The sequence below is a fragment of the Herbaspirillum sp. C7C8 genome, assembly GCF_022627875.1.
Lineage (GTDB): Bacteria > Pseudomonadota > Gammaproteobacteria > Burkholderiales > Burkholderiaceae_D > Herbaspirillum.
In genome coordinates this window covers 34,641-60,450 of the sequence record NZ_JABXGG010000004.1, presented here as the reverse complement: position 1 = coordinate 60,450, position 25,810 = coordinate 34,641, and the positions used below count along the sequence as shown (strand labels likewise).

General features: G+C 63.1%; 22 protein-coding genes. 16 read left to right on the top strand and 6 right to left on the bottom strand.

Annotated elements, in window-relative coordinates; translation table 11 throughout:
* The first annotated feature begins 8 nt into the window (after nucleotides 1–8).
* Together dalD and xylB are read left to right on the top strand one after the other, a co-directional pair.
* The gene (dalD, locus tag HWE01_RS06740) at nucleotides 9–1,442 is read left to right on the top strand and encodes a D-arabinitol 4-dehydrogenase (protein WP_241821397.1); all 1,434 of its coding nucleotides are present in this window, start codon (nucleotides 9–11) and stop codon (nucleotides 1,440–1,442) included.
* A gap of 70 nt (nucleotides 1,443–1,512) precedes the next feature.
* Nucleotides 1,513–2,985: a xylulokinase gene (gene xylB, locus HWE01_RS06735; RefSeq protein WP_241821396.1), complete on the top strand. Its 1,473-nt coding sequence runs from the start codon at nucleotides 1,513–1,515 to the stop codon at nucleotides 2,983–2,985.
* 9 nt (nucleotides 2,986–2,994) lie between these two features.
* Here xylB and HWE01_RS06730 read toward each other — a convergent pair whose 3' ends face one another.
* The 6 genes from HWE01_RS06730 to HWE01_RS06705 form a co-directional block, all read right to left on the bottom strand.
* The gene (locus tag HWE01_RS06730; RefSeq protein WP_241821395.1) at nucleotides 2,995–4,557 is read right to left on the bottom strand and encodes a methyl-accepting chemotaxis protein; all 1,563 of its coding nucleotides are present in this window, start codon (nucleotides 4,555–4,557) and stop codon (nucleotides 2,995–2,997) included.
* A 158-nt stretch (nucleotides 4,558–4,715) separates the two neighbouring features.
* Nucleotides 4,716–5,519, bottom strand: a complete 804-nt coding sequence (locus tag HWE01_RS06725) for a BPSS1780 family membrane protein (protein WP_008334820.1) — start codon at nucleotides 5,517–5,519, stop codon at nucleotides 4,716–4,718.
* A gap of 11 nt (nucleotides 5,520–5,530) precedes the next feature.
* Nucleotides 5,531–6,484: a homoserine kinase gene (locus tag HWE01_RS06720; RefSeq protein ID WP_241821394.1), complete on the bottom strand. Its 954-nt coding sequence runs from the start codon at nucleotides 6,482–6,484 to the stop codon at nucleotides 5,531–5,533.
* 175 nt (nucleotides 6,485–6,659) lie between these two features.
* Nucleotides 6,660–7,097, bottom strand: coding sequence for a hypothetical protein (locus HWE01_RS06715; RefSeq protein ID WP_008334824.1), 438 nt, complete (start codon nucleotides 7,095–7,097; stop codon nucleotides 6,660–6,662).
* A gap of 148 nt (nucleotides 7,098–7,245) precedes the next feature.
* Nucleotides 7,246–7,941 (bottom strand): hypothetical protein, encoded by a 696-nt coding sequence (locus HWE01_RS06710; protein WP_241821393.1) that lies wholly within the window; start codon nucleotides 7,939–7,941, stop codon nucleotides 7,246–7,248.
* A gap of 644 nt (nucleotides 7,942–8,585) precedes the next feature.
* A complete protein-coding gene (locus HWE01_RS06705; protein WP_008334829.1) occupies nucleotides 8,586–9,332 on the bottom strand; it encodes an LOG family protein in 747 nt (248 codons plus the stop codon).
* Between HWE01_RS06705 and polA the strand changes: the two genes are divergently transcribed.
* The 14 genes from polA (at nucleotide 9,333) to HWE01_RS06635 (ending at nucleotide 25,754) form a co-directional block, all read left to right on the top strand.
* Entirely contained in the window at nucleotides 9,333–12,095 is a 2,763-nt protein-coding gene (polA, locus tag HWE01_RS06700; protein WP_241821392.1) for a DNA polymerase I, read from the top strand. It abuts the gene before it with no gap.
* Nucleotides 12,096–12,480: 385 nt separating this feature from the next.
* Nucleotides 12,481–14,169 carry a methyl-accepting chemotaxis protein gene (locus HWE01_RS06695; RefSeq protein ID WP_008334833.1) on the top strand — a complete coding sequence of 563 codons (1,689 nt, stop codon included), beginning with the start codon at nucleotides 12,481–12,483 and terminating at the stop codon, nucleotides 14,167–14,169.
* A 192-nt stretch (nucleotides 14,170–14,361) separates the two neighbouring features.
* Nucleotides 14,362–15,246, top strand: coding sequence for a dienelactone hydrolase family protein (locus HWE01_RS06690; protein WP_008334835.1), 885 nt, complete (start codon nucleotides 14,362–14,364; stop codon nucleotides 15,244–15,246).
* A gap of 414 nt (nucleotides 15,247–15,660) precedes the next feature.
* Nucleotides 15,661–16,692 (top strand): PDR/VanB family oxidoreductase, encoded by a 1,032-nt coding sequence (locus HWE01_RS06685; RefSeq protein ID WP_241821391.1) that lies wholly within the window; start codon nucleotides 15,661–15,663, stop codon nucleotides 16,690–16,692.
* A 61-nt stretch (nucleotides 16,693–16,753) separates the two neighbouring features.
* The gene (locus HWE01_RS06680) at nucleotides 16,754–17,749 is read left to right on the top strand and encodes an ABC transporter substrate-binding protein (protein WP_034351783.1); all 996 of its coding nucleotides are present in this window, start codon (nucleotides 16,754–16,756) and stop codon (nucleotides 17,747–17,749) included.
* Between the two features lie 72 nt (nucleotides 17,750–17,821).
* Nucleotides 17,822–18,805, top strand: coding sequence for an isopenicillin N synthase family dioxygenase (locus HWE01_RS06675; protein ID WP_241821390.1), 984 nt, complete (start codon nucleotides 17,822–17,824; stop codon nucleotides 18,803–18,805).
* 91 nt (nucleotides 18,806–18,896) lie between these two features.
* Nucleotides 18,897–19,928 (top strand): aromatic ring-hydroxylating dioxygenase subunit alpha, encoded by a 1,032-nt coding sequence (locus HWE01_RS06670; RefSeq protein ID WP_241821389.1) that lies wholly within the window; start codon nucleotides 18,897–18,899, stop codon nucleotides 19,926–19,928.
* A 17-nt stretch (nucleotides 19,929–19,945) separates the two neighbouring features.
* Entirely contained in the window at nucleotides 19,946–20,809 is an 864-nt protein-coding gene (locus HWE01_RS06665) for an ABC transporter ATP-binding protein (protein WP_008334846.1), read from the top strand.
* On the top strand, nucleotides 20,793–21,596 hold the full coding sequence (locus HWE01_RS06660) for an ABC transporter permease (RefSeq protein ID WP_008334848.1): 804 nt from the start codon (nucleotides 20,793–20,795) through the stop codon (nucleotides 21,594–21,596). Before HWE01_RS06665 ends, HWE01_RS06660 begins: the two co-directional genes overlap by 17 nt.
* A gap of 28 nt (nucleotides 21,597–21,624) precedes the next feature.
* Nucleotides 21,625–23,040 carry an amidohydrolase family protein gene (locus tag HWE01_RS06655; protein ID WP_241821388.1) on the top strand — a complete coding sequence of 472 codons (1,416 nt, stop codon included), beginning with the start codon at nucleotides 21,625–21,627 and terminating at the stop codon, nucleotides 23,038–23,040.
* 91 nt (nucleotides 23,041–23,131) lie between these two features.
* Entirely contained in the window at nucleotides 23,132–23,893 is a 762-nt protein-coding gene (locus HWE01_RS06650) for a YqgE/AlgH family protein (protein ID WP_008334855.1), read from the top strand.
* 13 nt (nucleotides 23,894–23,906) lie between these two features.
* Complete coding sequence (gene ruvX / locus HWE01_RS06645) at nucleotides 23,907–24,293, top strand: Holliday junction resolvase RuvX (protein WP_008334858.1); 387 nt, start codon at nucleotides 23,907–23,909, stop codon at nucleotides 24,291–24,293.
* On the top strand, nucleotides 24,290–24,802 hold the full coding sequence (pyrR, locus tag HWE01_RS06640; RefSeq protein WP_008334859.1) for a bifunctional pyr operon transcriptional regulator/uracil phosphoribosyltransferase PyrR: 513 nt from the start codon (nucleotides 24,290–24,292) through the stop codon (nucleotides 24,800–24,802). The genes ruvX and pyrR overlap by 4 nt, the downstream gene beginning before the upstream one ends.
* Nucleotides 24,795–25,754 carry an aspartate carbamoyltransferase catalytic subunit gene (locus HWE01_RS06635; protein ID WP_008334861.1) on the top strand — a complete coding sequence of 320 codons (960 nt, stop codon included), beginning with the start codon at nucleotides 24,795–24,797 and terminating at the stop codon, nucleotides 25,752–25,754. The genes pyrR and HWE01_RS06635 overlap by 8 nt, the downstream gene beginning before the upstream one ends.
* Nucleotides 25,755–25,810: the final 56 nt, after the last annotated feature.

Sequence of the window (25,810 nt, the reverse complement as noted above, 5' to 3'; positions counted from 1 at the left end):
GACCAGGCATGACCCGTACCGCCACCTCTCCCGACCAGGACGCCGCCGACAGCCTCACCTGGCTGCACATCGGCGCCGGCTCCTTCCATCGCGCCCATCAGGCGGTCTACCTCAATGCCTTGCGCGAGAGTGGTGCCGACCGTCGCTGGCAACTGGCGCTGGCCAATATCCGCGCCGACATGAGCCCGCTGCTGGAGGCGCTGGCGCGCCAGCAGGGCCAGTACACGCTGGAAACCGTCACGCCCCAGGGTGAGCGCAGCTACCAGCGCATCGCCGCCATCGGCCGCATCCTGCCGTGGGATGCGCAGCTCAAGCAACTGATCGCCGCTGGTGTCGAAGAACGTACTCGCATCATCTCCTTTACCGTGACCGAAGGCGGCTACTACCTCGACCACCACTACCAGCTCGACACCGGCAACCCCGACCTGGCCGATGATCTGCGTTGCGCCCTCGATGGCAGCGGTACGCCCCGCACCATCTACGGCACGATTGCCGCGATCCTGCGTGCGCGCAGCCAGGTGCATCCGCAAGCGGCCCTGACGCTCCTGAACTGCGACAACCTGCGCCACAACGGCGAGCGTTTTCGTGATGGTCTGCGCCAGTTCCTGAGGCTGCGCGGCGAGACCGCACTGGTGGCCTGGATGGAGGCCAACACCAGCAGCCCGAACGCCATGGTGGACCGCATCACACCCCGCCCAACACCGGCGGTTGCGGCCCGTGTGAAGGAAAAGACAGGTGTCGACGATCCCTGCGCCCTGATGGGCGAGTCCTTCATCCAATGGGTGATCGAAGACGACTTCAAGGCCGGTCGTCCACGCCTGGAGGCGGCGGGCGTGGAGATGGTGCAGTCGGTGCTGCCCTATGAGGAAGCCAAGATCCGCATCCTCAATGCCAGCCATAGCTGCATTGCCTGGGCCGGTACGCTGGTTGGGCTGCAATACATCCACGAGGGCACGCTGCGCGACGATATCGGCCAGATGGCGCATGACTACGTAACGCAGGACGTGATCCCCTGTCTCACGCCCAGCCCCATCGACCTGGCGGCGTACCGCGATACGACGCTGGCGCGCTTCTCCAACCCGGCCATCCAGGACACCAACCAGCGCGTGGCCGCCGATGGCTATTCCAAGATCCCCGGCTTCATCCGTCCGACCTTGCAGGAGAGCCTCGATGCGGGCCGTCATCCGCAGGCCACCGCCATGCTGCCAGCCCTGTTCCTGGCCTTCCTGCAGCGCTGGGCGGCTGGCCAGCTGCCTTACGAATACCAGGACGGCATCTTCGATGCAGCCGCTGCGCGCCGCATGCTGGAGGCCGAGGATGTCGTGCTGGCCTTCTGTCAGGATGCCGTGCTGTGGGGCGAACTGGCCGGTGATGCGCGGCTGGTGGCGCTGGTACGTACGGCCCATGAGCGCGTGCAGCAGTGGCTGACGCAGGCGCGCTGAGGCTGCCCTTTGTGGGCGAGGCAGCATAGAATTGCCGTTCCGTGACGGATAACGAATAACGAGGAGCACCATGTATCTTGGGATCGACCTGGGTACGTCCGAGGTCAAGGCGGTGGTGATTGACGACGCGGGCGCGCTGCTGGCATTGGCCGGAAGTACGCTGAGCGTCTCGCGCCCGCATCCGCGCTGGTCCGAGCAGAACCCTGCCGATTGGTGGCAGGCCACCTGTGCCACCGTGGACAAGCTGCGCGAGCAGCTCGGCAGTGAGCGTTTTGGCAGCATCCGCGCCATTGGCCTGTCGGGGCAGATGCACGGAGCGGTGTTGCTGGATGCGCAGGATGCCGTGCTGCGTCCGGCCATCCTCTGGAGCGATTCGCGCAGTGCTCCCGAATGCGCCGAGCTGGAACGCCGCGCGCCGCGCCTGCATGGCATCGCCGGTAACCTGGCCATGCCGGGCTTCACCGCGCCCAAGCTGCTATGGGTGGCGCGGCATGAGCCGCAGCTGTTTGCGCGCATCGCTACCGTGCTGCTGCCCAAGGATTGGCTGCGTTTGATGATGACCGGTGGCAAGGTCTCCGATCCGTCGGATGCGGCGGGCACGCTGTGGCTGGATGTGGAAGGACGCAACTGGTCCGATGAATTGCTGGCCGCCTCGGGCATGCGGCGCGACCAGATGCCCATGCTGGTCGATGGCAGTGCGGTGTCCGGTACGTTGTTGCCGGAAGTGGCGCAGGCGTGGGGGCTGGATGCGGACGTCATCGTTGCTGGTGGTGCTGGCGATGGTGCGGCCAGTGCGGTCGGGATCGGTGCAGTCAGGCCCGGTGATGGCTTCCTCTCGCTGGGCACCTCGGGCGTGCTGTTCGTGGTCAATGACCGCTTCCGCCCGAATCCAGGACGCGCGATTCACGCCTTCTGTCATACGCTGCCGCAGCGCTGGCACCAGATGAGCGTGATGCTTTCGGCGGCCAGTTGCCTGCGCTGGTTCTGCCGTCTGTGTTCGGTGGACGAGAAAAGCCTGCTGGCCGAGATCGAGCAACTCGATAAAGAAGCGCGCAACAATGCCCCATTGTTCCTGCCGTATCTCTCGGGCGAGCGCACCCCCCACAATGATCCCTATGCGACCGGCGTCTTCCACGGGCTGACCCCGGAACACCAGCGTGCCGCCCTCGGTTATGCGGTACTCGAGGGCGTGGCCTTCGGCATGGTGGATGGGTTGGATGCACTGCGTGCAGCGGGCACGGATGTGGCCGAATTGTCGCTGGTAGGGGGTGGAGCGCGTAGCGTCTATTGGGCACAATTGCTCGCCGATGCGCTGGAGGTCCGCATCGTCACGCACGTGGGTAGTGAAGCCGGTGGTGCGCTGGGTGCGGCACGGCTGGCCTGGCTGGCCGATGGGGGTGACGAAGCCGAGGTCTGCCGCAAACCGGCCCGGCAGGCGCTGTACCAGCCGGATGCGGCAAGGCATGCGGCCCTGCAGGTGCGCTTGCAACGCTATCGGGCCATTTATGCGCCGTTTGCACCCTTGCAGGGAGAGGGCGCTTGAGCGCAGCGCCTACTTGCGCTGGAACTTGAACACCGAAATCGCCTGAAGCAGACGCATGGTCTGCTCTTCCAGGCTGGTGGCGGCGGCCGCCGCTTCTTCCACCAGCGAGGCATTCTGCTGGGTGCTGGCATCCATCTGCGTGATGGCTTCGTGCACCTGGTTGATGCCCGCGCTCTGCTGCTGGGTCGCTTCGTTGATCTCGCTCATGATGCCCGAGACCCGCTGCACCGACGCCACGATGTCGCGCATGGTGCTGCTGGCCTGCTCGACCTGGCGGTTGCCTACTTCCACCTTGGCTACCGAGTCGTCGATCAACTGCTTGATCTCCTTGGCCGCTGCCGCCGAGCGCTGCGCCAGCATGCGCACTTCCGAGGCCACCACGGCAAAGCCGCGGCCCTGCTCGCCGGCACGCGCTGCTTCCACGGCGGCGTTGAGCGCCAGAATGTTGGTCTGGAAGGCGATGCTGTCGATGAGGCCAATGATGTCGACGATCTTGTTGGAGGATTCGCTGATCTCGTTCATCGTCGTGCCGGTGCTGGCCACGGCATCGCCACCGCGCATGGCAATGGCCGATGCGGTGCCGGCCAGCTCGTTGGCCTGGCCCGCGTGATCGGCATTCTGGCGCACTGTCCCGGCCAGCTGGTGCATGCTCGACGCGGTTTCTTCGAGGTTGGCCGCCTGCTGTTCGGTCCGGCGCGACAGGTCCATGTTGCCGGTAGCGATTTCGCGCGTGGCCAGGTTGATGGTCTCGACGTTGGAGCGCACGTCGCCGATGATGGCGGTCAGATTTACATTCATCTGGCGCAGCGAGGCCAGCAGGCGCCCCAGCTCATCATGGCGGGCACTCTCGATGCGCACCGAGAGATCGCCACCGGTGATGGCATGCGTAATGTCCAGCGCCTGCTGCAAAGGCTTGATGAGCGCGGCGCGCAGGGCGATCCACTGCACCACCGACAGCAGTGCCGCGGCCGCCGCCAGCGCGCTGATCCACCACTGGTGCAGCGTCATCATGCCGGCCACCACGACCGCGATCTGGATGGCCAGCATCACGCCCATGGAAAGATTGAGGCGCGTATTCAACTGCATGCGGCCGAGCTTTCCCAGCCATCCCGCCAGTCCCGTGCGCACCACCTCGCCGCGATGCAGGGCGATCCCCTTGGCCTGACCGCGCCGGATGCGGGCGTAAAGTTGCTCGGCTCCCTCCACGGCTGCGCGTTCAGGCTTGGTCCGCACCGACATGTAGCCGACCACCTGGCCGTTCTCGCGGATGGGCGTGACGTTGGCACGGACCCAGTAATGGTCACCGTTCTTGCTGCGGTTCTTGACCAGCCCGGTCCAGGGCGTACCACCTTTGATCGTGGCCCACATGTCGGCGAAGGCTTCGGACGGCATGTCGGGATGACGGATCAGGTTTTGCGGCGCGCCCAGCAATTCCTCTTCCTCGAAACCGCTGATTTCGATGAAGTAGGGATTGACGTAGGTGATGTTGCCCTGGAGATCGGTCTTGGAAACGATGGCCCGGCCATCGATGAGCAGGCGCTCCTGTCCTGTGACCGGCATGTTCATGCGCATCTGGTACCCCCGTGTAAGAAGCTGTGTGGTGATGGAAAGTCCAACTGGCGGGGGGGCGGTCGAGCAGGCAGCGTTCGCCTTTCCCTTGCGAACGCTTCGAGCCGGGCGCGCCAGGCAGCGACAGCCTGGCGCAGGTCCCGTCTGACGGGAATGAGGCGTCAGGCGGTAGGATTGTCTCCGGATTGCGGGCTGTCGGACCCTCTGCGGGGCTTTCCGAAGACGCTAGTGTAGGTCGGATAGAACGAGCAGTACATGATGACCGTCAATATTATCGAGATCGGCAGCAAAATGAAGAACACCACCGTGATGCTGCCGGTCAGCAGCGTGATGACCATGCTGATGACGGTGGGGACCACGATGGCGATCACGATCCAGGCCAGGCCGTAGAGCAGGAAAGCGCCACCGGCACGGCGTACCGTGAAGAAGCTATAGAACAGGGCTTTGCCCAGCGGCATCTGCTGCCACATGATCAGGGGCGCCGCGTACCAGAAGGCCATGGCGGCCGGTACATAGAGGGCGGCGGCCACCAGCATGGCCATGCGCATGCTGCCGGCGGCGCTTTCCAGTTCCTTGGTCGACAGCCCGCCACCCATCATGGCTTTCCAGAAGGTGCCGCCATCGGCCAGTGCCGAGGCTGCCACCACCAGCGTGGCCACCAACAGGTAGAGCAGGCCGAGTTTCAACAGCGTATTGCGCGCCGGGCTGCGAAAGCCCACCAGCAGCAGGTTGGGGAAGACCCGTTCACCGCGCTCGATCTGGGCGCAGGCCTGCATGAAGGACATCGAGAACAGCGGGATGAGGATCAGCGGCAGCATCTGGCCGAGCACCGGGATGATGCCCAGGGCCAGCATCAGGAACATGTAGGCGAAGAACAGCGTCGAGATCTCGGCCGGTTGTTTTCTGAACAAGGCGAAGCCCTGTTTGACCCAGGACCAGCCGGTGTGTGCGGGGATCTTTTCCATGGTTCCAGTGCTTACAGCGATGGTGGCGCATCCTGGATGCGCAGGCGCAGGATGCGTTCGAAGTGCGTGGGATCATGCGGCGTGAGCATTTCGGCTTCGCGCGGCAGGTAGAAATCGTACAGGCGCGACAGCCAGAAGCGCAGGGCGGCGGCACGCAGCATGGGCTGCCAGGCAATGCGCTCGGCCTCCGAGAACGGACGCACGGCGCGATAGGCGGCCAGCATGGCATCGCTGCGGGTGGTGTCAAGTACGCCCGTGTCCAGCTCCACGCACCAGTCGTTGACGGTCACGGCCAGGTCGAAGAGCCAGGTATCGCAGCCGGCGAAATAGAAATCGAAGATGCCCGAGAGCTGCTCGCCCACGAACATCGCATTGTTGCGGAACAGGTCGGCATGCACCGGACCGCGCGGCAGGGCGCGGTAGTCGGCGGTGGCGGCGAAGTCCTTCTGGTACTGCACTTCGCTGGCGAGCAACTGGCCCAGTTCGGTGGGCAGGAAGGGCAGTACGGCCGGGGTGGTCTCCAGCCACCAGGCCAGGCCGCGCAGGTTGGGCTGCAGGATCTTGAAATCCTTGGCTGCCAGGTGCATGCGCGCCAGCATGTCGCCCAGAGCGGCGCAGTGCACCGGTTGCGGGTCCAGCTGGGACTGGCCTTCGAGCTTGCTGACGATGGCCGCCGGCTTGTCGTTGAGCAGACTGACGATGGCGCCCTTGTCGTTGGGCACCGGCGCGGGTACTGGAATGCCGCGTTGTGCCAGGTGACGCATCAGTTCCAGGTAGAAGGGCAGCTGTTCGATGTGCAGCTTCTCGAACAGGGTGAGTACGTATTCACCGCGCTCCGTGCCGATGAAGAAATTGCTGTTTTCGATGCCCGAGGAGATGCCCTTGATCGAGGTGGCGCGGCCGAGCGGGAATTGTTCAATCCAGTCCGAGAGTTGTTCCAGACTGACCGGTGTAAAGACTGCCATGACGAAAATGAAAAGAGGGTACTGGCTGAGGCGCATTGCCGACAGGTCCGGCAGCTGCGCGAGGCAGGCGGCAGATACGCCGACCTTCCTGTTCCTGGACCGGCCGCGCAGTGCGGCCGGCTAACGTGGTAGTGCATGCGCCCTTCACCGCAGGGGCAAGGGCGCGATCACGGGATCACTTCTTGGTGGTGTCGTCGGTTTCGCCTTGCTGGGGCTTTTTCACGCCCCAGTCGAACTCGCCGACCTTCCACTGGGCCGAGCTGGGTGGCGGGCTTTGTGCATCGCCGGGGGTGGAGCCGCCCAGTTGCGGATTGGGGCGGATGTAATAGGTGCTGGGGCCGGACTTGACCTCGATTTCCTTGGTCTGGCCGTGGTCACGGCGTTCCTTGATGCTGTTGCCCTGATTGCGGCTGTCTTCGCCGGGCTTGCGGATGGTCACGGCTGGCGGTTCGCCTTCTTCCAGCTTCTCCAGTTCGGGCGGCGGCGGAGCGGGCTGGGCAGCCAGGCCGGCGGGCGGGGTTTGCGCCAGGGCCAGCGGCGCGGCCAGGCCAGCCGATGCGCACAGCAGCAGCGCTGCCAAGGACTCTTTGAACCGGAGTTGGGATGGTTTCATGATCGTGTGAAGAAAAAGGGGGTGTCGTTTTCTTCATTGTAGCAAACCATCAAGGTCTGGCCCTCGCGTTTCTTCACAGGAATGGTTAATTGGACAACGTTCTGATGCGAGCACGTGCGCTGGTTTGCACAGTACCCTGCCGCCGACGCTAGTCCAGCAGCGGGATGCGGGTACTGAGCCAGTCTGCCAGGGTGGGCGGCATGGGGACGACCTTGACGAAATCTTCATCTTCGCCTTCGCTGGCATCGAAGTAGGCGAAGTGGTCGCGTGCATAGTCCAGCAGCAAGGGGTAGGGGCCGCCCCATCGCACGGTGAAGTAACGTACTGCGCGCCATTCGCCCTTTTCATCGAAGATGCGCAGGCGGATGTGGTCGCGCCGGTCGGCATCGCTGCCGCTGCCGCACAATTCGATGCGAAACTGTTCGCCCCGGTACTCGCGCAGGCCGCCATTGAGCTTCTGGGTGTACATCTCGCATTGCCGGTAGTGCGGGCGGGTAGTGGTGACCAGCGCGATGGCCACGCCATAGCTCATCAACAGCATGTAGAGCAGGGTGGTGGTCTGGTAGGCCGGACGCCAGCGCGGCTTGGCCAGCACGATGACGCGGCCCATACCGTAGTAGAAGGCCGCCAGGGTGATGCTCATGAGCCCGGCCGTCAGCCAGTAGAGCGCCTCCCGATGCTGCTGTAGGGCGGCCCGTCCGGGGTGGAGTCCCCATTCCTGCAGGGTCGCCGGGGGCAGCAACAGCATGGCCACACCCGCGGCGATCGGCGCCAGGCTCAGGAACAGCCCGGCGTAGAGCGTACTCAAGAGCAGCTGGGTGAGGTAGACGCGGGCGACCGGCATGATGGAACAAGGGGAAAATGAAATGAATCTTCACGTAGTTGCCTTGCATCATGAATTCTCACGCGGTCGTTTCAAATCGTACGTTGGTGAGGGAAGTGAAGCTTTTTGCACTCATGGGGGGTGAGCGGCTTGTGGGAGGTGACGTTTAGGCGGGGGTGGTATTGGCGTATGAGGGGGGATGTGAAATGTCAGGCATTTTTCCGCCCGCTGCCATTGAGTTTCCGAGTAATCAGGGCGCATTGAGCGAAGTGTGGTGCAAAGACGCCGGCAATCTCAGGATGAGTGCCGACAGCGAGGTGGCGCAGCTACAGACGAGCGGTGTAGTGACATTTCGATGTTGACGATTGCACCCGCCCAGATTGGAAAGAAGTTGAAAGAAGTCGTATTGCATGCCAGCGGTAATGCTTACCGCAACAAAGGTAAACAGAGGTATTGACGTGCTGAGGCGATCACCCCAAGGTGGAGGCATGAAGAGCGTCTTCTCATAGTCAGGGTCGTCGACATCGAAATATCGGATGCGATCATTTAAAGAGTGACGAGAACAGGCCCTGGTTGTTGCTTTCTTCCTGCAAACGCTCAAAAAACAAGCGGGCGAAACGCTCTCACGTCCCGCCCGCATGGAGGAAGACTACAACCGCAGCCGCTTACAGATACATCCCGCTCTGCCGCTCTGCTTCCTGCTGGGTTTCCGCCGGCTTGTCCTTCTCGGCGTGGAATTTCTGGATCGCTGCCAGCACTTCCGCAGGCTCGTCGATCACCTGCAGCAGGTTGACATCCTTGGGCGAGATCATGCCATCGTCCACCAGGCGGGTCTTGATCCAGTCCACCAGACCGGCCCAGAATTCGCTACCCACCAGGATCACCGGCATCATGCGCGACTTGCCGGTCTGCATGAGGGTCAGCGCTTCGGTTAGTTCATCGAGCGTGCCGAAGCCGCCCGGCAAGACCACATAGGCATCGGCATACTTGACGAACGCCACCTTGCGCGCGAAGAAGTGACGGAAGGACAGTGAGATATCCTGCCACGCATTGCCGTGCTGTTCGTGCGGCAGTTCGATGTTCAGGCCCACCGAGGGCGAGGCACCTTCGTAGGCGCCCTTGTTGGCCGCCTCCATGATGCCGGGGCCGCCACCGGAGATGACGGCATAGCCGGCGTCGGAGATCAGACGGGCGATCTCCACACACAGTTGATAATGGGGATTGTCGGGCTTGATCCGGGCAGAACCGAAGATGGAAACGGCAGGACGCAGCTCGGAGAGACGTTCGGTCGATTCGATGAATTCTGCCATAATCGTGAGTACATGCCACGACTCGCGCGCCTTCTTGGCCGTCGCGCGTTCGATGTCCCCCACCTCCCGCAGACGCGGGACATTTTTTCCTCTCTGTTCCATATGCAAAAAACCTTGTTGTTAGTTGATGGTTCCAGTTACCTCTATCGTGCATTCCATGCCCTGCCCGATATGCGTAACGCGGAAGGCGCGCCCACCGGTGCGCTCTACGGCATCATCAATATGCTGCGCCGACTGCGCAACGATTATCCCGCAAGTTACGTGGCCTGTGTGTTCGATGCCAAGGGCAAGACTTTCCGTGATGATCTCTATCCCGACTACAAGGCCACCCGCAAATCCATGCCGGAAGACCTGGCATTGCAGATCGAACCGATCCACGCCGCCGTGCGCGCCCTGGGCTGGCCGATCCTGATGGTCGAGGGCATCGAGGCCGATGACGTCATCGGTACGCTCTCCGTACAAGCCACCGCCGCCGGCCTCGATACCATCGTCTCCACCGGCGACAAGGACATGGCCCAGCTGGTCAACGAACACGTGACCTTGGTCAACACGATGAGCAATGAAGTTCTCGACATTGCCGGCGTGACCGCCAAATTCGGCGTGCCGCCCGAGCGCATCGTCGATTATCTGAGCCTCATCGGAGACACCGTCGACAACGTGCCCGGCGTCGAAAAGTGCGGCCCCAAGACCGCCGTGAAGTGGCTCACCGCCTATGGCTCGCTCGATGGCGTCATGGCCAATGCCGACAAGATCACCGGCGTGGTGGGAGAAAATCTGCGCAAGGCCTTGGACTGGCTGCCGCAAGGCCGCGTGCTGGTGACGGTCAAGACCGATTGCGATCTGTCGCAACACATGCAGTCCATCCTCGAATCGCTGACCATGCAGCCGCAGGACAAGGACGTACTCAAGGACATTTTCACGCGCTACAACTTCCGCACCTGGCTGCGCGAGCTCGGCGATGGCGGTGAGGCGGGTGCATCGAAGGCTCCCATGGCGGGAGCATCGGCCGCTGCTGGGCTGGAGGCTCCCGCGCAAGGTGGCCTGTTCGCCGCCGCGTCCAAGGTCGAGTATGAAACCGTGCTCACCGATGCCCAGCTCGACCAGTGGATCGCACGCATCAATGCCGCTGAACTCACCGCCGTCGATACCGAAACCACGTCGCTGGAAGCGATGCAGGCCGAGCTGGTCGGCATTTCGCTGTGCTGCGAGGCGGGCCGTGCCGCCTATATTCCGGTAGCGCACAACTACCAGGATGCGCCAGCGCAATTGTCGCGCGAGCACGTGCTGCAAAAACTCAAGCCCTGGCTGGAAGACGCCACCAAGCCCAAGCTCGGCCAGCATCTGAAATACGACAGTCACATCTTCGCCAACTACGGCATCCGTCTTGCAGGCATCAAGCACGATACGCTGCTGGAATCCTACGTCTTCGAATCGCATCGTCCGCACGACATGGACAGCCTGGCCGCGCGTCACCTGGAGCGCAAGACCATCACCTATGCCGAGGTATGTGGCAAGGGCGCTTCCCAGATAGGCTTCAATGAAGTGGCCATCGAGCGCGCCACCGAATATGCCGCCGAAGATGCCGAGGTCACGCTGGCGCTGCACCAGGCCATGTGGCCGCAGATCGAGCATGATGAGAAGCTGCGCTTCATCTACGAGAAGATCGAAGTCCCGACCTCGGTGGTACTGCAGAAGATCGAGCGCAATGGCGTGCTGATCGACAGCGACCGTCTGGGCCAGCAATCGCACGATCTTGGCAAGCGGATGCTGGAAATCGAACAGCAGGCCTACGATCTGGCCGGTCAGCCCTTCAATCTGAATTCGCCCAAGCAACTGGGCGAGATCCTGTTCGGCAAGCTGGAACTGCCGGTGGTCAAGAAGACCGCCTCCGGCGCGCCATCCACCGATGAAGAAGTATTGCAGAAACTGGCCGAGGATTATCCGCTGCCCAAGGTGCTGCTGGACTATCGCGGCCTGGCCAAGCTCAAGTCCACCTATACCGACAAGCTGCCCAAGATGATCAATCCGGCCACCGGTCGCGTGCATACCAATTACGCGCAGGCCGTGGCGGTGACCGGCCGTCTGTCCTCCAACGAGCCCAACCTGCAGAACATCCCGATCCGTACCGCGGAAGGTCGTCGCATTCGCGAAGCCTTCGTTGCGCCCGAAGGCAGCGTGATCGTCTCGGCCGACTATTCGCAGATCGAGCTGCGCATCATGGCGCATATCTCGGAAGACGAGAACATGCTGAAGGCCTTCGCCAACAACGAAGACATCCACAAGGCCACCGCCGCCGAAATCTTCGGCATCGCTCCCGAGCAGGTCGAGTCCGAGCAGCGCCGCTATGCCAAGGTCATCAACTTCGGCCTGATCTACGGCATGAGCGCCTTTGGCCTGGCCGGCAACCTGGGCATCGAACGTTCGGCGGCGCAGATGTACATCGACAAGTACTTCATGCGCTTCTCGGGAGTGAAGCGCTATATGGATGAAACACGCCTGCAGGCCAAGGCGCGCGGCTACGTGGAAACCGTCTTCGGGCGTCGTCTGTGGCTGCCCGAGATCAACTCCCCCAACGGTCCGCGCCGCCAGGGCGCCGAGCGCGCGGCGATCAACGCCCCCATGCAGGGCACTGCCGCCGACCTCATCAAACTGGCCATGGTCGCCGTGCAGGACTGGCTGGAATCGACCGGCATGCACAGCCGCATGATCATGCAGGTGCACGATGAACTGGTGCTGGAAGTGCCGCAACAGGAGCTGGACAGGGTGCGTGAAAAGCTGCCCGAATTGATGAAAAATGTTGCGGAGTTGAAAGTTCCCTTGCTTGCCGAGGTCGGAATCGGTAAGAATTGGGACGAAGCGCATTAATCTTCACATCCGTGTCATGATCAAGCGGTTTTCCCCCGCGCGACAGTGCGGGGACCTGAACGATTAGGCAAAAAAGCAAGATTGACAGAACGGCAAGCTGACGTCGTGACCGGGCCGCGACCGGTCGAACACGTCAGCAGGCGTCAGCAACGCCGGCCAAGTCGACACCTGAATCACAAGACAAGCAGGATCGCGTCACAACCGCAGACCGACGAAGACGGGATGACGCGCTGGGTGGAACCGGACCGGGTCCGGGCAACCGAGGCTGAGGCAGGCAGGCAGGGGACAAACACATTCACACCTGAGCATGACCGCATGCGGCTCGTGGCTTTCGTCATCTCCGTCTTTCCGTCCGGCCTCCGATGAACACATGGGAGGAGACGTCATGAAGTCTGCAATGAAAGTGGGTACGCGCCTGGGGCTCGGGTTTGCGTTGGTAGTCATGCTGCTGGTGCTGGTGACCGGCTTTGGCATCTTCAACATGCACCAGGTGCAGGGACGCTTCAACCACGTGGTGGAGGTCAAGAATCCCGAGAGCGCGCTGGTCAAGGACATGCTGGAAACCGTCGGTGAGCGCTCCATCTCGCTGCGCAACCTCATGCTGCCGGCCGCGCCTGAGGACGTGGACATCGAGGCGCAATACATCGAAGCCCAGACGCTCAAGTACAGGATGGCCGCGCAGAAGCTGCAACAGTTCTTCGCCGACTCGGCCGATACCAGCGAAGAAGAAAAGGCGGCCCTGCCCAAGATCCAGGCGCAGGCCACCAAGGCCGAAAAGCTCATCAACGAGGCGGTCGAGTTCGGCAAGCGCCGCGAAGCCTATGAGCTGGCGCAATTCCTGAAGGAGCAATACCTGCCGGTGCAGAAATCCTGGCAGGTTGAACTCAAGGCCCTGGCCGCGCTGGAAGACAAGCTCAACCGCGAAGCCGCCGACAGCAGTGCCGCCGCCTATGCCCGTGCGCGCTTGCTGATGCTGATCATCAGCGCCGTTGGCGTGGTGAGCGCGATCCTGGCAGCGCTGTGGATCACGCGCCAGATCCTGCGCAAGCTGGGCGGCGAACCGGACTACGCCGTGCAGATCGCCGGACAGATTGCCGAAGGCGACCTGGCCGTGGTGATCGATACCCGCGCCGGCGACAACGACAGCCTGCTGGTGGCCATGCGGGTCATGCGCGACAAGCTCGCAGCCATCGTGGCCGAGGTGCGGCGCGGTTCGGAAACCATCACCACCGCCTCCACCGAAATCGCGCGCGGCAACCTCGACCTGTCGGGCCGTACCGAGCAGCAGGCCGGGGCGCTGGAAGAGACTGCCTCTTCGATGGAGCAGCTCAATTCCACCGTCAAGCAGAATGCCGAGAACGCGCACCAGGCCAACGATCTGGCGCTGGCCGCTTCCGATGTCGCGGTGCAGGGCGGCAGCATCGTCTCGCAGGTGGTGGAGACCATGCAGTCGATCAATGCGTCTTCGCAGAAGGTGGCCGACATCGTCAGCGTGATCGACGGCATCGCCTTCCAGACCAACATCCTCGCACTCAACGCCGCGGTTGAAGCGGCGCGCGCAGGCGAGCAGGGACGCGGTTTTGCGGTGGTGGCGTCCGAAGTGCGTTCGCTGGCGCAGCGCTCAGCCTCGGCGGCCAAGGAAATCAAGGTGCTCATCGGCGATTCGGTGGGCAAGGTGGAAAATGGCAGCAAGCTGGTCGAACAGGCCGGCAGCACCATGACCGAGATCGTCACCAGCATTCGCCGCGTGACCGACGTGATGACCGAGATCACCCACGCCAACCGCGAGCAGAGCAGCGGTATCGAGCAGGTCAACGAAGCCATCATCCAGATCGACGACATGACGCAGCAGAATGCCGCCCTGGTCGAGCAGGCTGCAGCGGCGGCCCGCTCGCTGCAGGAACAGGCGGCCGGATTGCAGCAGCTGGTGAGCGTGTTCCGCATCGATGCGGCGCAGGCGCAGGTGGCTTCCTCCGCGCGCGCCCGGGCTGCTGCAACCGAGCACGTCATCGACGTGACTCCCGCTGCCCCCGAGCTGCCGCCCGGCAACCCGGCGCTGGCCGTGCAAGGCTGAGGCATCATCAACGCGTAGCGCCGATTGCGGTTAGACTCCGGCTAGGGTTGAGCGGGCGCGCACGGCGTGCCGGCCCGTCAGGTGTCCTGTTCCAGGGAAGCGGTCTGCAAGGGCCGCTTTTTCATGCGCGCCTTCTCGCCCCGCATCACTTCCACCACAACGAGGCCATGTGCCACCAAGATGGAGAACCCGATGAACGACTTTCGCAATGATGTCGACAGCCTGCTGGGCCAGAGTACCCTGAGCGGCAACGCTGACCGCCGCACTTTCCTCAAGACCGCCCTGGGCACCGGCTTTGCCGCCGCCGTGCTGCCGGTGTGCGCGCAGACCATGATCAAGACCGATACCCAGGGCCTCACCGCCGGCGAGGTCTCCATCGAGGTCAACGGCCAGCGCGTGCCGGCCTATCGTGCCCAGCCCGAGGGCAAGACCGGTCTGCCGGTCATCATCGTGGTCTCCGAGATCTTCGGCGTGCATGAGCACATCGCCGATATCGCGCGCCGTTTCGCCAAGCTGGGTTATCTGGCCATCGCACCGGATTTCTTCGTGCGCCAGGGTAATCCCATGGCCTATACCTCCATTGCCGAACTGCAGAAGGAAATCATTTCCAAGGTGCCCGATGCCCAGGTCATGGGGGATATCGATGCCTACGTCAAATGGGCCGGCGAAAACGGCGGCGACCTCAAGCGCCTGGGCATCAACGGCTTCTGCTGGGGTGGCCGCATCGTCTGGCTCTACAGCGCCCACAATCCCAAGGTCAAGGCCGGCGCCGCCTGGTACGGTCGCCTGGTGGGCGACAGGACCGCTCTGTTCCCGCAGCAGCCCATCGATATCGCGGCCACCCTCAAGACGCCGGTCATCGGCCTGTACGGTGGCAAGGACCAGGGTATTCCGGTCTCCACCGTGGAGCAGATGAAGGAAGCCCTGCAGAAGGCCGGCAACAAGTCGGAATTCCACGTCTACATGAATTCCGGCCATGCCTTCAACGCCGATTACCGCCCCAGCTATGTGGAAGCCGATGCCAAGGATGCGTGGAGCAAGGTGGTGGCCTTCTTCAAGCAGCATGGCGTGGCCTGATGCCGATGCCATAAACCGGACGGGCTTCTTCTTGGTGCGCCTCTGATGCAGATCAAGGCAGGGCGCACCAAGATGTGCAGCTTGCAGGTGAGGGGACGGTATTTTCCGTCCCTTTTTCATTGATGCACGGAAAAATCACATGGGTTTGCGGCATATCCGGCCTTGGCACGCCGTTTGCTAAATAAGGCAGTGAGTAGAAGCGGCTAGCAGTCGGTAACGAATCCACTTACCTTCTTGCGGGGCATTGCTCGTGACGCCATCGGAACGCTCCGATGGTCCCTCTGTTTCGACAGGACACGAGACCATGCACATTGCCCGCGCGCCCTTTCTTTTTCCCTCGCCGCTTCGCGCGGCATCCCAGCTGCTTCGCTTTTCGATTAGCCTTTCTCGTGGTACCCGCAGTCGAGGTGCGCGATGAATGCCGTGCGCGATCGTTTCGATGGCAGCGCCACCACCACTTTGATGTTGCGGGTGAGGGCAGTGCGTCAGGCTGCCGAGGATATCCGTCTGTTTGAACTGGTGTCGCTGGAGGGCGCGGCGCTGCCACCCTGGACGCCGGGCGCGCATGTGCGCCTGCATCTGCGGGATGGACTGGTGCGCGCCTATTCGCTCTGCAATACTGCGCAACAGCGCGACTGCTACGTGATTGCCGTCAAGCGCGAGGCTGCTTCGCGCGGGGGTTCCGCCTTCCTGCATGCGCAGGTGCAGGAGGGCACGACGATCAGTGCATCGCCTCCCGTGAATGCCTTCCCCCTCATCGCCGATACGCGCGCGCCGCTGCTGCTGGCCGCCGGCATCGGCATCACGCCACTGCATGCGATGGCCGCCGAGCTGGCCGTGCAAGGCAGGCGGCATCGTCTGCATTACTTTGCACGCAGCCTCGCACACGCCGCTTTCTTTCATGAACTGGCGGCCTGTTCGCAAGGCATGTCGCTGCACCTGGGCCTGGACGGGGCCGAGACCGAGCGCGCCTTGGCCGCATCCATGGCAGCCGTGCCGCCTTCGTCCCCGCTCTACGTGTGCGGACCTTCACCCTTCATCGAGGCTGCACGCCGCCACGCCCGACTGGCAGGCTGGCACGAGCAGGACATTCACTTCGAACTGTTCGCCGCACCCGTGAAGCCGTCCGCAAATGCAGATGTAGAGGCAGAGGCAGCTCCGCTCAGCGAGGTCGCCGACCGTGCTTTCGAGCTGGTACTGCACCGCTCCGGCCTGCGCTGCGAGGTCGCGCCCGGTCAGAGCATCGTGGCAGCGGCAGCGCGACTGGGCGTGGTGATCGGTACGTCCTGTGGCGAGGGTTTCTGCGGCAGCTGCGAGAGCACCGTACTGGAAGGCCAGCCCCTGCACCGCGACAGTGTGCTCTCGGCCGCCGAGCGCGCCGGTGGCCGTCGCATCCTACCGTGCGTGTCGCGTTGCGTCGGTCGGCGGCTGGTACTGGATCTGTGATTGGCGAGTGATCAAGGCAAGTTCAACCCACCTGGAGAGGAAGGCGATGAAGAAGCAAACGATGCAAAAGCGAACATTCCTGCGGCACGTGGCCGCTGTGTGGCTGGGACTGGGCGCAGCAGCCCTGTCGATGCCGGGCTTGGCGCATGCCGAGGACAAGGTCACGCTACTGTCGAACTGGTACGCGCAGGCCGAGCACGGCGGCTTCTACCAGGCGGTGGCCAAGGGTATCTATAAAAAATATGGCATGGATGTGACCATCAAGATGGGTGGCCCGCAGGTCAACAACATGCAGATCCTGGTGGCCGGGCAGGCGGACTTCAGCATGGGCTACGACTTCACCGTGATGAAGGGGATCGAGCAGGGCCTGCCGCTGGTGACCGTGGGCACCTCCTTCCAGTCCGACCTGCAGGGCATGATGACGCATGAGGATGTCACCAGCCTGGGGGACCTGAAGAACAAGACCATTCTGGTCGCCGGCTCCGGCCAGTCGAGCTGGTGGCCGTGGCTCAAGGCCAAGTACGGCTATACCGATGCCCAGTCCAGGGCCTATACCTTCAACCTGCAGCCTTTCTTTGCCGACCCCAACATCGCGCAGCAGGCCTATCCGTCATCCGAACTGTTCCAGGCCGACAAGGCGGGCGTGAAGAGCAAGTTCTTCCTCTTTGCCAGCGCAGGTTATCCACCGTATGGCACCACCATCGTGACCTTGCAGAAGACGGTGGCGACCAAGCCCGACCTGGTGCAGCGCTTCGTCAAGGCCACTGCCGAGGGCTGGAAGAGCTACCTGGAAGACCCGGCACCGGCCAATGCGCTCATCAAGGCGGACAACAAGAACATGAGCGACGAACAGCTGGCCTATGCCGTCGGCAAACTGAAGGAACTGAAGGTGGTCACCGGTGGCGATGCGGCCAAGATGGGTATCGGCGTGATGACCGACGAGCGCTGGAAGCAGACCTATGACGTCATGGTGGCCACGGGCCTGCTCAAGGCCGGGACCGATTATCACAAGGCCTACACCACCCAGTTCGTCAAGGACATGAAGGTCATGCCCTGAGCTTGCTGATGGTCCGGATGGCTGCCATGTTGCGCAGGCCGGGGCAGCCATCCTTCTTCGCGTGAGGACGCCATGATTCCCTATACACCACCGATGACCGCGCGCCACATTCCGGTGATCGATTTTGCTGACGCGTTTTCTCCCGAGCTGGCCCGCCGCGAGGCGCTGGCCTGGGAGATCCACAAGATCTCGCGTGATGTCGGTTTCTTCTACCTCGTCAACCACGGCGTGCCGCAGGCGCTCATTGAGGGACAGTTCGACTGGGCAAGGCGTTTCTTTGCGCTGCCCCTGGCCAGCAAATCGGCCATCGACATGCGTCACTCTCCCTCCGGCTATGGCTATGAGCGCATGGGGGCGCAGGCGCTGGATGAAGGTTCTCCTGTCGATCTGAAGGAAGGCTTCCAGTTCGGCTTCGACATCGCGCCCGATCATCCTTACGTGCAACGCGGCTTGCTGCGCTACGGCCATAACCTGTGGCCGCACGACTTGCCGGGTTTCCAAGCGCATGCGCGGCGATATTACGAAGCGGTACGCGCGCTGTCCCATCGCCTGCTGGGCGTGATCGCACTGTCACTGGAGATGCCGGAGGATTTCTTCGAGCCGGTCTTGCAGACACCCATTGCCACCCAGCGCATGCTGCACTATCCGCCGCAACCGGCCGGGGCGCAGCACAACCAGATCGGCGCCGGCGCACATACCGACTGGGGCCTGGTCACCATCCTCGCGCAGGATGCCATCGGCGGACTGGAGATCTGCAATGCCGATGGTCAGTGGGTGAGCGCGCCACCCATCGATGGCAGCTTCGTGGTCAATATCGGTGACCTGCTGCAGCGGTGGAGCAATGACCTGTATCACAGCAATCCGCATCGCGTTCTCAATGCCGGCAGTGCGCCGCGTTATTCCCTGCCGTTCTTCCAGGATGGCGACCAGGCCGCCGTGGTGGCCTGCCTGCCGAGCTGTTGCAGCGCCGAACGACCGGCGCGCCATGCGCCCTGCACCATCGGCGAGTACCTGGAAATGAAGGTGCGGCAGACCTTCGGAGCGGTGGTGGCCTGAACAGATTTTCCGGCGAAGGCGACCGTGTTGGCACGCCGGCCGGACCACTGCGGACCATGATGTCCGCAGTCCAAGCAGAAGGAGCAGCATCATGCTGGTGACCCAACAAAAAGTCTTGCGCAAGTTCTGGTACGCGCTCATGCCCGTCTCGCAATTGAAGGACGGTCCACAGCCCTTCACCCTGCTGGGCGAGAAGCTGGTGGTGTGGCTCAAGGAGGACCGTACGCCCGCCGCCCTGCAGGATCGCTGTTGCCATCGTACGGCGAAGCTGTCGAAAGGCTTCGTGGAGAACGGCAACATCGTCTGCGGTTATCACGGTTGGACCTTCAATGGGGAAGGCGCCTGCGTGCGCGTGCCGCAGAGCGTGGATGGCAGCGTGCCCTCGGGCGCGTGCGTGAAATCGTATTTCTGCAAGGAACGTTACGGCTACGTGTGGGTGGCACTGGAAGAACCGCTGCGCGACATTCCCGATTTCCCCGAGGATGGCGCTCCGGGCTACCGCCGCATCTTCCAGTTCTACGAGCGCTGGGAAACCAGCCCGTTGCGCATGATGGAAAACTCCTTCGACAATTCTCACTTCAGCTACGTGCACCGCGCCACCTTCGGCCTGTACGACCAGCCCAAGCCCGAGAAGTACGAGATCAATGAAACAGACTACGGCTTCGAAGCCGAAACCCGTGTGCCCATCAAGAACGTCCCGGCCAGCCATCGCGTGACCGGCAGCAGCGCCGACACCACGGTACGCCACATGTTCAACCGCTGGTATCTGCCCTTCGTGCGCCGCTTCGGCTGCACTTATCCGGAGAGCGGCCGGCACCACATCATCTACAACTGCGCCACGCCCATCGATGACGGCGCCATCATGCTGTCGCAATGGCTGTATCGCAACGATACCGAAGAGGAGTGTTCCGAAGCCGAGCTGATCGCCTGGGATGCGCCCATCCTGGTGGAGGACCGGGAGATTCTGGAGGCCACCGATCCCGACGCCTGCATCGACGTGCGTCGCCGTCAGGAATTCCATATGGCCTCGGACCGTCCGGGTCTCATCATGCGCCGCATGTTGCTGCAATTGCTGGAAGAGCACGGCGAATCCGAAGTGTTCCGCATCCACCCCGCTGCATGAACCCGTCAGGAGATCCCATGGACAGAGATGAACACGCCATGTCGCAGGCCGCGGCATGGGAGCAGGAGAGTGCGGCCGCAGTTGCTGGTGCACCGCCGGTGCTGTCGGCGCAGCGGGTCGAGAAGACCTATCGCAATGGCACCCGTGCGCTCGATGAGGTCAGGCTCGATATCGGGCGCGGTGAGTTCGTCTCGCTGCTGGGCCCGTCGGGCTGCGGCAAGAGCACCTTGCTGAAGATGTTTGCCGGGCTGGAAGAGCCCTCCCACGGCCATCTCCGCTGGTGGGGCGGCAACCTGGCCACGGTCGGCACTCCTGAGCGTACCCTGGCCATGGTGTTTCAGGAGGCCACGCTGATGCCCTGGGCCACGGTGGAGCAGAATGCACGTCTGCCGCTGGACTTGCGCCAGGTGCCGCGCGCGCAGGCCGATGCGCGCGTGGCCGAGGCGCTCAAGCTGGTCGGTCTGGAAAAATTCCACAAGGTGCTGCCGCGCGAACTCTCGGGCGGCATGCAGATGCGTGCCTCGATCGCCCGTGCGCTGGCGACATCGCCCAACCTGCTGCTCATGGATGAGCCCTTCGGTGCGCTCGATGAATTCACCCGCAACAAGCTCGACGCCGACCTGCGTGATATCTGGAGCCGGCAGGATCTCACCGTGGTCTTCGTCACCCACAGCATCTATGAAGCAGTGTTCCTGTCCTCGCGCGTGATCGTGATGGCGGCCCGCCCCGGTCGGGTGATTGCCGATGTGGCCATCGATGCGCCTGGTCCGCGTGATGAAGCTTTTCGCATTTCGGCGCCCTTCATGCAGTATTGCAAAACGCTTTCGGATTACCTGACGCTGGCCAACCAGCAGGGAGGCGGCCATGAAGCCCAACACTGATCCGCTGATCAATCGTCCCGGTTTCTGGCGCGTGGCCGCGCCCCTGTCCATCGGTATCGCGCTGCTGCTGACCTGGCAGATCGTGTGCACGCTGCTGGAGGTGCCGCCTTACCTGGTGCCCACGCCGGTGCTGATCGCCAAGACACTGGTGGCCGATTGGAGCATGCTGATGGATTCGCTGCTGGTGACGTTGAAGATTACCTTCCTGGCCTTCGTGCTGGCGGTGATCCTGGGCGTGGCGATTGCCTTCGTGTTCGTGCAGAGCCGCTTCATCGAGGTGAGTCTGTTCCCCTATGCGATCATCCTGCAGGTCACGCCCATCGTCGCCATTGCGCCGCTGATCATCATCTGGGTCAAGGACACCACGGCAGCGCTGACGGTGTGCGCTACCATCATGGCGCTCTTTCCCATCATCTCCAACACTACGCTGGGACTGCGCAGCGTCAATCCGGGCCTGCTCAACCTGTTCCGGCTGAACAAGGCCACGCGCTGGCAGACCTTGCGGCGTCTGCGCATTCCCAGCGCCCTGCCTTACTTCTTCGGCGGCCTGCGCATTTCCAGCGGGCTGGCGCTGATCGGGGCCGTGGTGGCAGAGTTCGTGGCCGGCACGGGCGGCACTGGTTCGGGGCTGGCCTATCAGATCCTGCAGGCGGGCTTCCAGCTCAACATTCCGCGCCTCTTCGCCGCCTTGCTGCTGATCACGCTGACCGGCATCCTGCTGTTCTGGCTCATGAGCGCGCTTTCCCGCGCCATGCTGGCTGGCTGGCATGAGAGCGAGATGGCATGATGATCCCAACTCAAGGAGCCGAATCCTCATGAACACTTTCCTGATCAGGAACCTGCAGGCCATCATGACCGGCCTGCCCGGTGAGGCTGCGCGCCACGCCGGTCCGGACATCCGCGTGAGCGACGGCGTCATTGCCGCCATCGGCCGGCTCGATGCGCTGCCGGGTGACAGCGTGATCGATGCCAGCGATTGCGTGGCCTATCCGGCCTGGATCAATACCCACCATCATTTGTTCCAGTCGCTGTTGAAGGGGGATCCGCTGGGCATCAATGCCACGCTCACGCCCTGGCTGGCGGCCACGCCCTATCGCTATCGGGCCAGGTTCGATGCCGAGCTGTTCCGGCTGGCCGCGCGCATCGGCATGGTGGAATTGATGCGCTCGGGTTGCGGCACGATTGCCGATCACAATTACCTGTACTACCCCGGCATGCCCTTCGATACCTCGGAGATTCTCTTCGAGGAGGCCGAGCGACTGGGCCTGCGTTTCGTGCTGTGTCGGGGGACGGCGACCCGCACGCGGCAGCTGGAAGCGGAGTTGCCCAGTGCCCTGCGACCGGAGAGCCTCGATGCTTTCCTCACCGATATGCAGCGCCTGGCGCGGCGCTTCCATGATCCCGCGCCCGCATCAATGCGGCGCGTGGTGATGGCGCCGACCACGCCGCTCTATTCGGCGGCGCCCGAGGAAATGGGCGAGATCGCCAAGGCGGCCCGCGCAATGGGTTTGCGCCTGCACAGCCATCTCTCGGAGACGGTCGGCTACCAGGACAGCGCACAAGCCATGCACGGCTGCCGTCCCGTGGAATTCTGCGAACGCATTGGCTGGCTGGGGCCGGACGTATGGTTTGCGCACCTGGTCAAGCTCGATCCCGAGGAAATTGCCTTGCTGGGAAGTACCGGAACGGGCATCGCGCATTGCCCGCAAAGCAACGGTCGGCTGGGCAGTGGCATTGCCCCGATCCGCGCGCTGGAGGCGGCGGGCGTGCCGGTATCGATCGGCGTGGATGGTGCTGCCTCCAACGAGGCTGCGGACATGATCTCGGAAACCCATGCCGCCTGGCTGATGCAGCGCGCGCGGCGTGGACAGGAGGCGATACCGGCCGTGCGCGGCGGCCATTTCGAAGGAGGTGCCGACGAGGCGACGGTGGAAGATGTGGTGCGCTGGGGGAGCACCGGCGGTGCGCGCGTGTTGGGGCTGGACGGACTGCAGGGGCTGCAGGTCGGTCAGCAGGCTGACATCGCCCTGTACCGGCTGGATGATCCGCGCTATTTCGGCCTGCATGATCCGGCCATCGGGCCGGTGGTCTCGGGTGGGCGACCTTTCCTGAAGGCAATGTGGGTCGGTGGTCGCGCCGTGGTGAGCGATGACCTCATTGCCGGCGTGGATCTGACCGAGTTGGCAGCGCAAGCACGGCAGGCCGTCAGAAAGATGCTTTGTAGCAACTAAGGGCCGTGTAAGGCGGCTGCTTGCGGCCGCCTTTACGGGCGCTTGCCCATGAGCCGCATGGGATCCCGGCCAAAACTGCTAAAATGCCGGGATGATCAAGAGACGCAATTCTCCCTTCAGTTTCTCAGCCGAGGATTTCGACGAATCCGTGGATTCCTTTGGCGCCTTCGACCCGTTCCATTCCGACTCCAGCTCCCGCGATGCCGCCTCCGCCGATGACGGCAAGCAGGCGGAGGGGGAGGACGCTGCCTCCGAGGAGGCTCGTCCGCCTCTGGAGCTGGACCTGACCGACCATTTCCTGATCGCCATGCCGTCCATGCTGGACCCGATCTTCGGCGGCACCGTGGTCTATCTGTGCGAACACAACCATAACGGCGCGCTGGGCGTGGTCATCAACAAGCCCACCGACATGACCATGGACGTGCTGTTCGACCGCATCAACCTCAAGCTGGAAATCCGGCCCGACACCCCCGATGCCATGCCCGAGCTGTATCGCCGCCCGGTCATGTTCGGCGGTCCGGTGCAGGTGGAGCGCGGTTTCGTGCTGCATTCGACCTCGGAGAAATATTCCTCGACCTTGCAGGTCACCGATGAAGTGGCGCTGACCACCTCCAAGGACGTGCTCGAAGCAGTCGCCCATGGGGACGGCCCGCAGCGCGTGCTGGTGACGCTGGGTTGCTCGGGATGGAGCCCCGGCCAGCTGGAAGGCGAGATCGGTCGCAATGGCTGGCTCACTGTCAAGGCCGACCCGTCCATCATCTTCGAGTTGCCTGTGGAGGAACGCTTCACGGCGGCACTGGCGCTGCTGGGCATCGACCCGGTGATGCTGTCTGGCGATGCCGGACGGGCCTGAGGAGCAGGAACGCTTGGACACCATCCTGGCCTTCGACTTCGGCTTGAAGCGTATCGGCGTGGCCGTGGGTAATACGGGCCTGAAGCAGGCGCAGCCGCTGGCGGTGATCAGCGAAGCGACCAACGACGGCAAGTTCGCGGCCATTGCGCGCCTGATCGCGGAGTGGCAACCGGCGCGCTGCGTGGTTGGCCTGCCCCTGCATCCGGACGGCGCCGAGCATGAGATGAGCGTGCGCTGCCGCCGCTTTGCCAACCAGTTGCACGGCCGCTACGGACTTGAAGTCACGCTGGTGGATGAACGCTACAGTTCGGCAGTGATCCAGCACCAGCGCGGCGAGCAGATCGATGACCAGGCTGCCGCCATCATTTTGCAGCAATACTTTGACGACGCACATTCATGAGCACAACACCTTCCCAGCTTGATGCAGAAGCGCTGTACCAGACCCTGGTGCAGCAGATCCAAGCCGGCCTGCAGGGCGCAACCGAGGTTGCGCTGGTGGGCATCCACTCGGGCGGCGCCTGGCTGGCCGAACGCCTGGCGGCTGAACTGGGCCTGGGCGAACGCCTGGGCTTCGTCGATGTGTCCTTCTATCGCGACGACTTTTCCGAGAAGGGCTTGCGCGCCGATGTGAAGCCCAGCCAGATTCCCTTCGATGTCGAGGGGGCTACCATCCTGCTGGTCGACGACGTGCTCTATACCGGTCGGACCACGCGTGCGGCCATCAACGAACTGTTCGACTATGGTCGCCCGGCGCGCGTGCTGCTGGCGGCGCTGGTAGACCGCGGTGGTCGCGAGCTGCCCATTGCCGCCGATTTCGTGGCGACCTCGGTTGAACTCACCAAACAAGAAAACCTGCAACTGCAACGCGCCGACGACGGCCGCTTCTCACTCACGGTGGTCCATGCTTAATCCCCAACTCAACAAAAACGGCGAACTGCAACACCTGCTGACCATCGAGGGTCTGCCGCGCTCGATCCTGACGCACATCCTCGATACCGCATCGTCCTTCGTCAGCATCGGTGACCGCGAAGTCAAGAAGGTGCCGTTGATGCGCGGCAAGAGCGTCTTCAACCTGTTCTTCGAGAATTCCACGCGCACCCGCACCACCTTCGAGATCGCCTCCAAGCGTCTGTCGGCGGACGTGATCAATCTCAACATCCAGGCTTCCAGCACCAGCAAGGGCGAGTCGCTCCTGGACACCATCGACAACCTGGCGGCCATGCACGCCGACATGTTCGTGGTGCGTCATGCGCAATCGGGCGCGCCCTTCCTGATCGCCAAGCACCTGATCGATACGAAGCAGTCGCACGTCCACGTGGTCAACGCCGGTGATGGCCGCCACGCGCACCCGACTCAGGGTCTGCTGGACATGTACACCATCCGTCACTACAAGAAGGACTTCACCAACCTGCGTGTGGCCATCGTGGGCGATATCCTTCACAGCCGCGTGGCCCGTTCGGATATCCACGCGCTGACCACCCTGGGTGTGCCGGAAGTGCGCGCCATCGGCCCGCGCACCTTGCTGCCCAGCGGCCTGGAGCAGATGGGCGTGCGCGTTTTCCACAACATGGAAGAGGGCCTGAAGGATGTGGACGTGATCATCATGCTGCGCCTGCAGAACGAGCGCATGAGCGGGGCCTTGCTGCCCTCGGCGCAGGAGTTCTTCAAGAGCTATGGCCTGACACCGGAACGTCTGGCCCTGGCCAAGCCGGATGCCATCGTCATGCACCCTGGCCCGATGAACCGTGGTGTGGAAATCGATTCAGCCGTGGCCGATGGTGCCCAGGCCGTGATCCTGCCGCAGGTGACCTTCGGCATCGCCGTGCGCATGGCGGTCATGAGCATCGTGGCCGGCAATTGAATCCCAGGCTGACGACGACTATCCCCGCGACGTTTTGAACGATCCGTTAAGAAGAC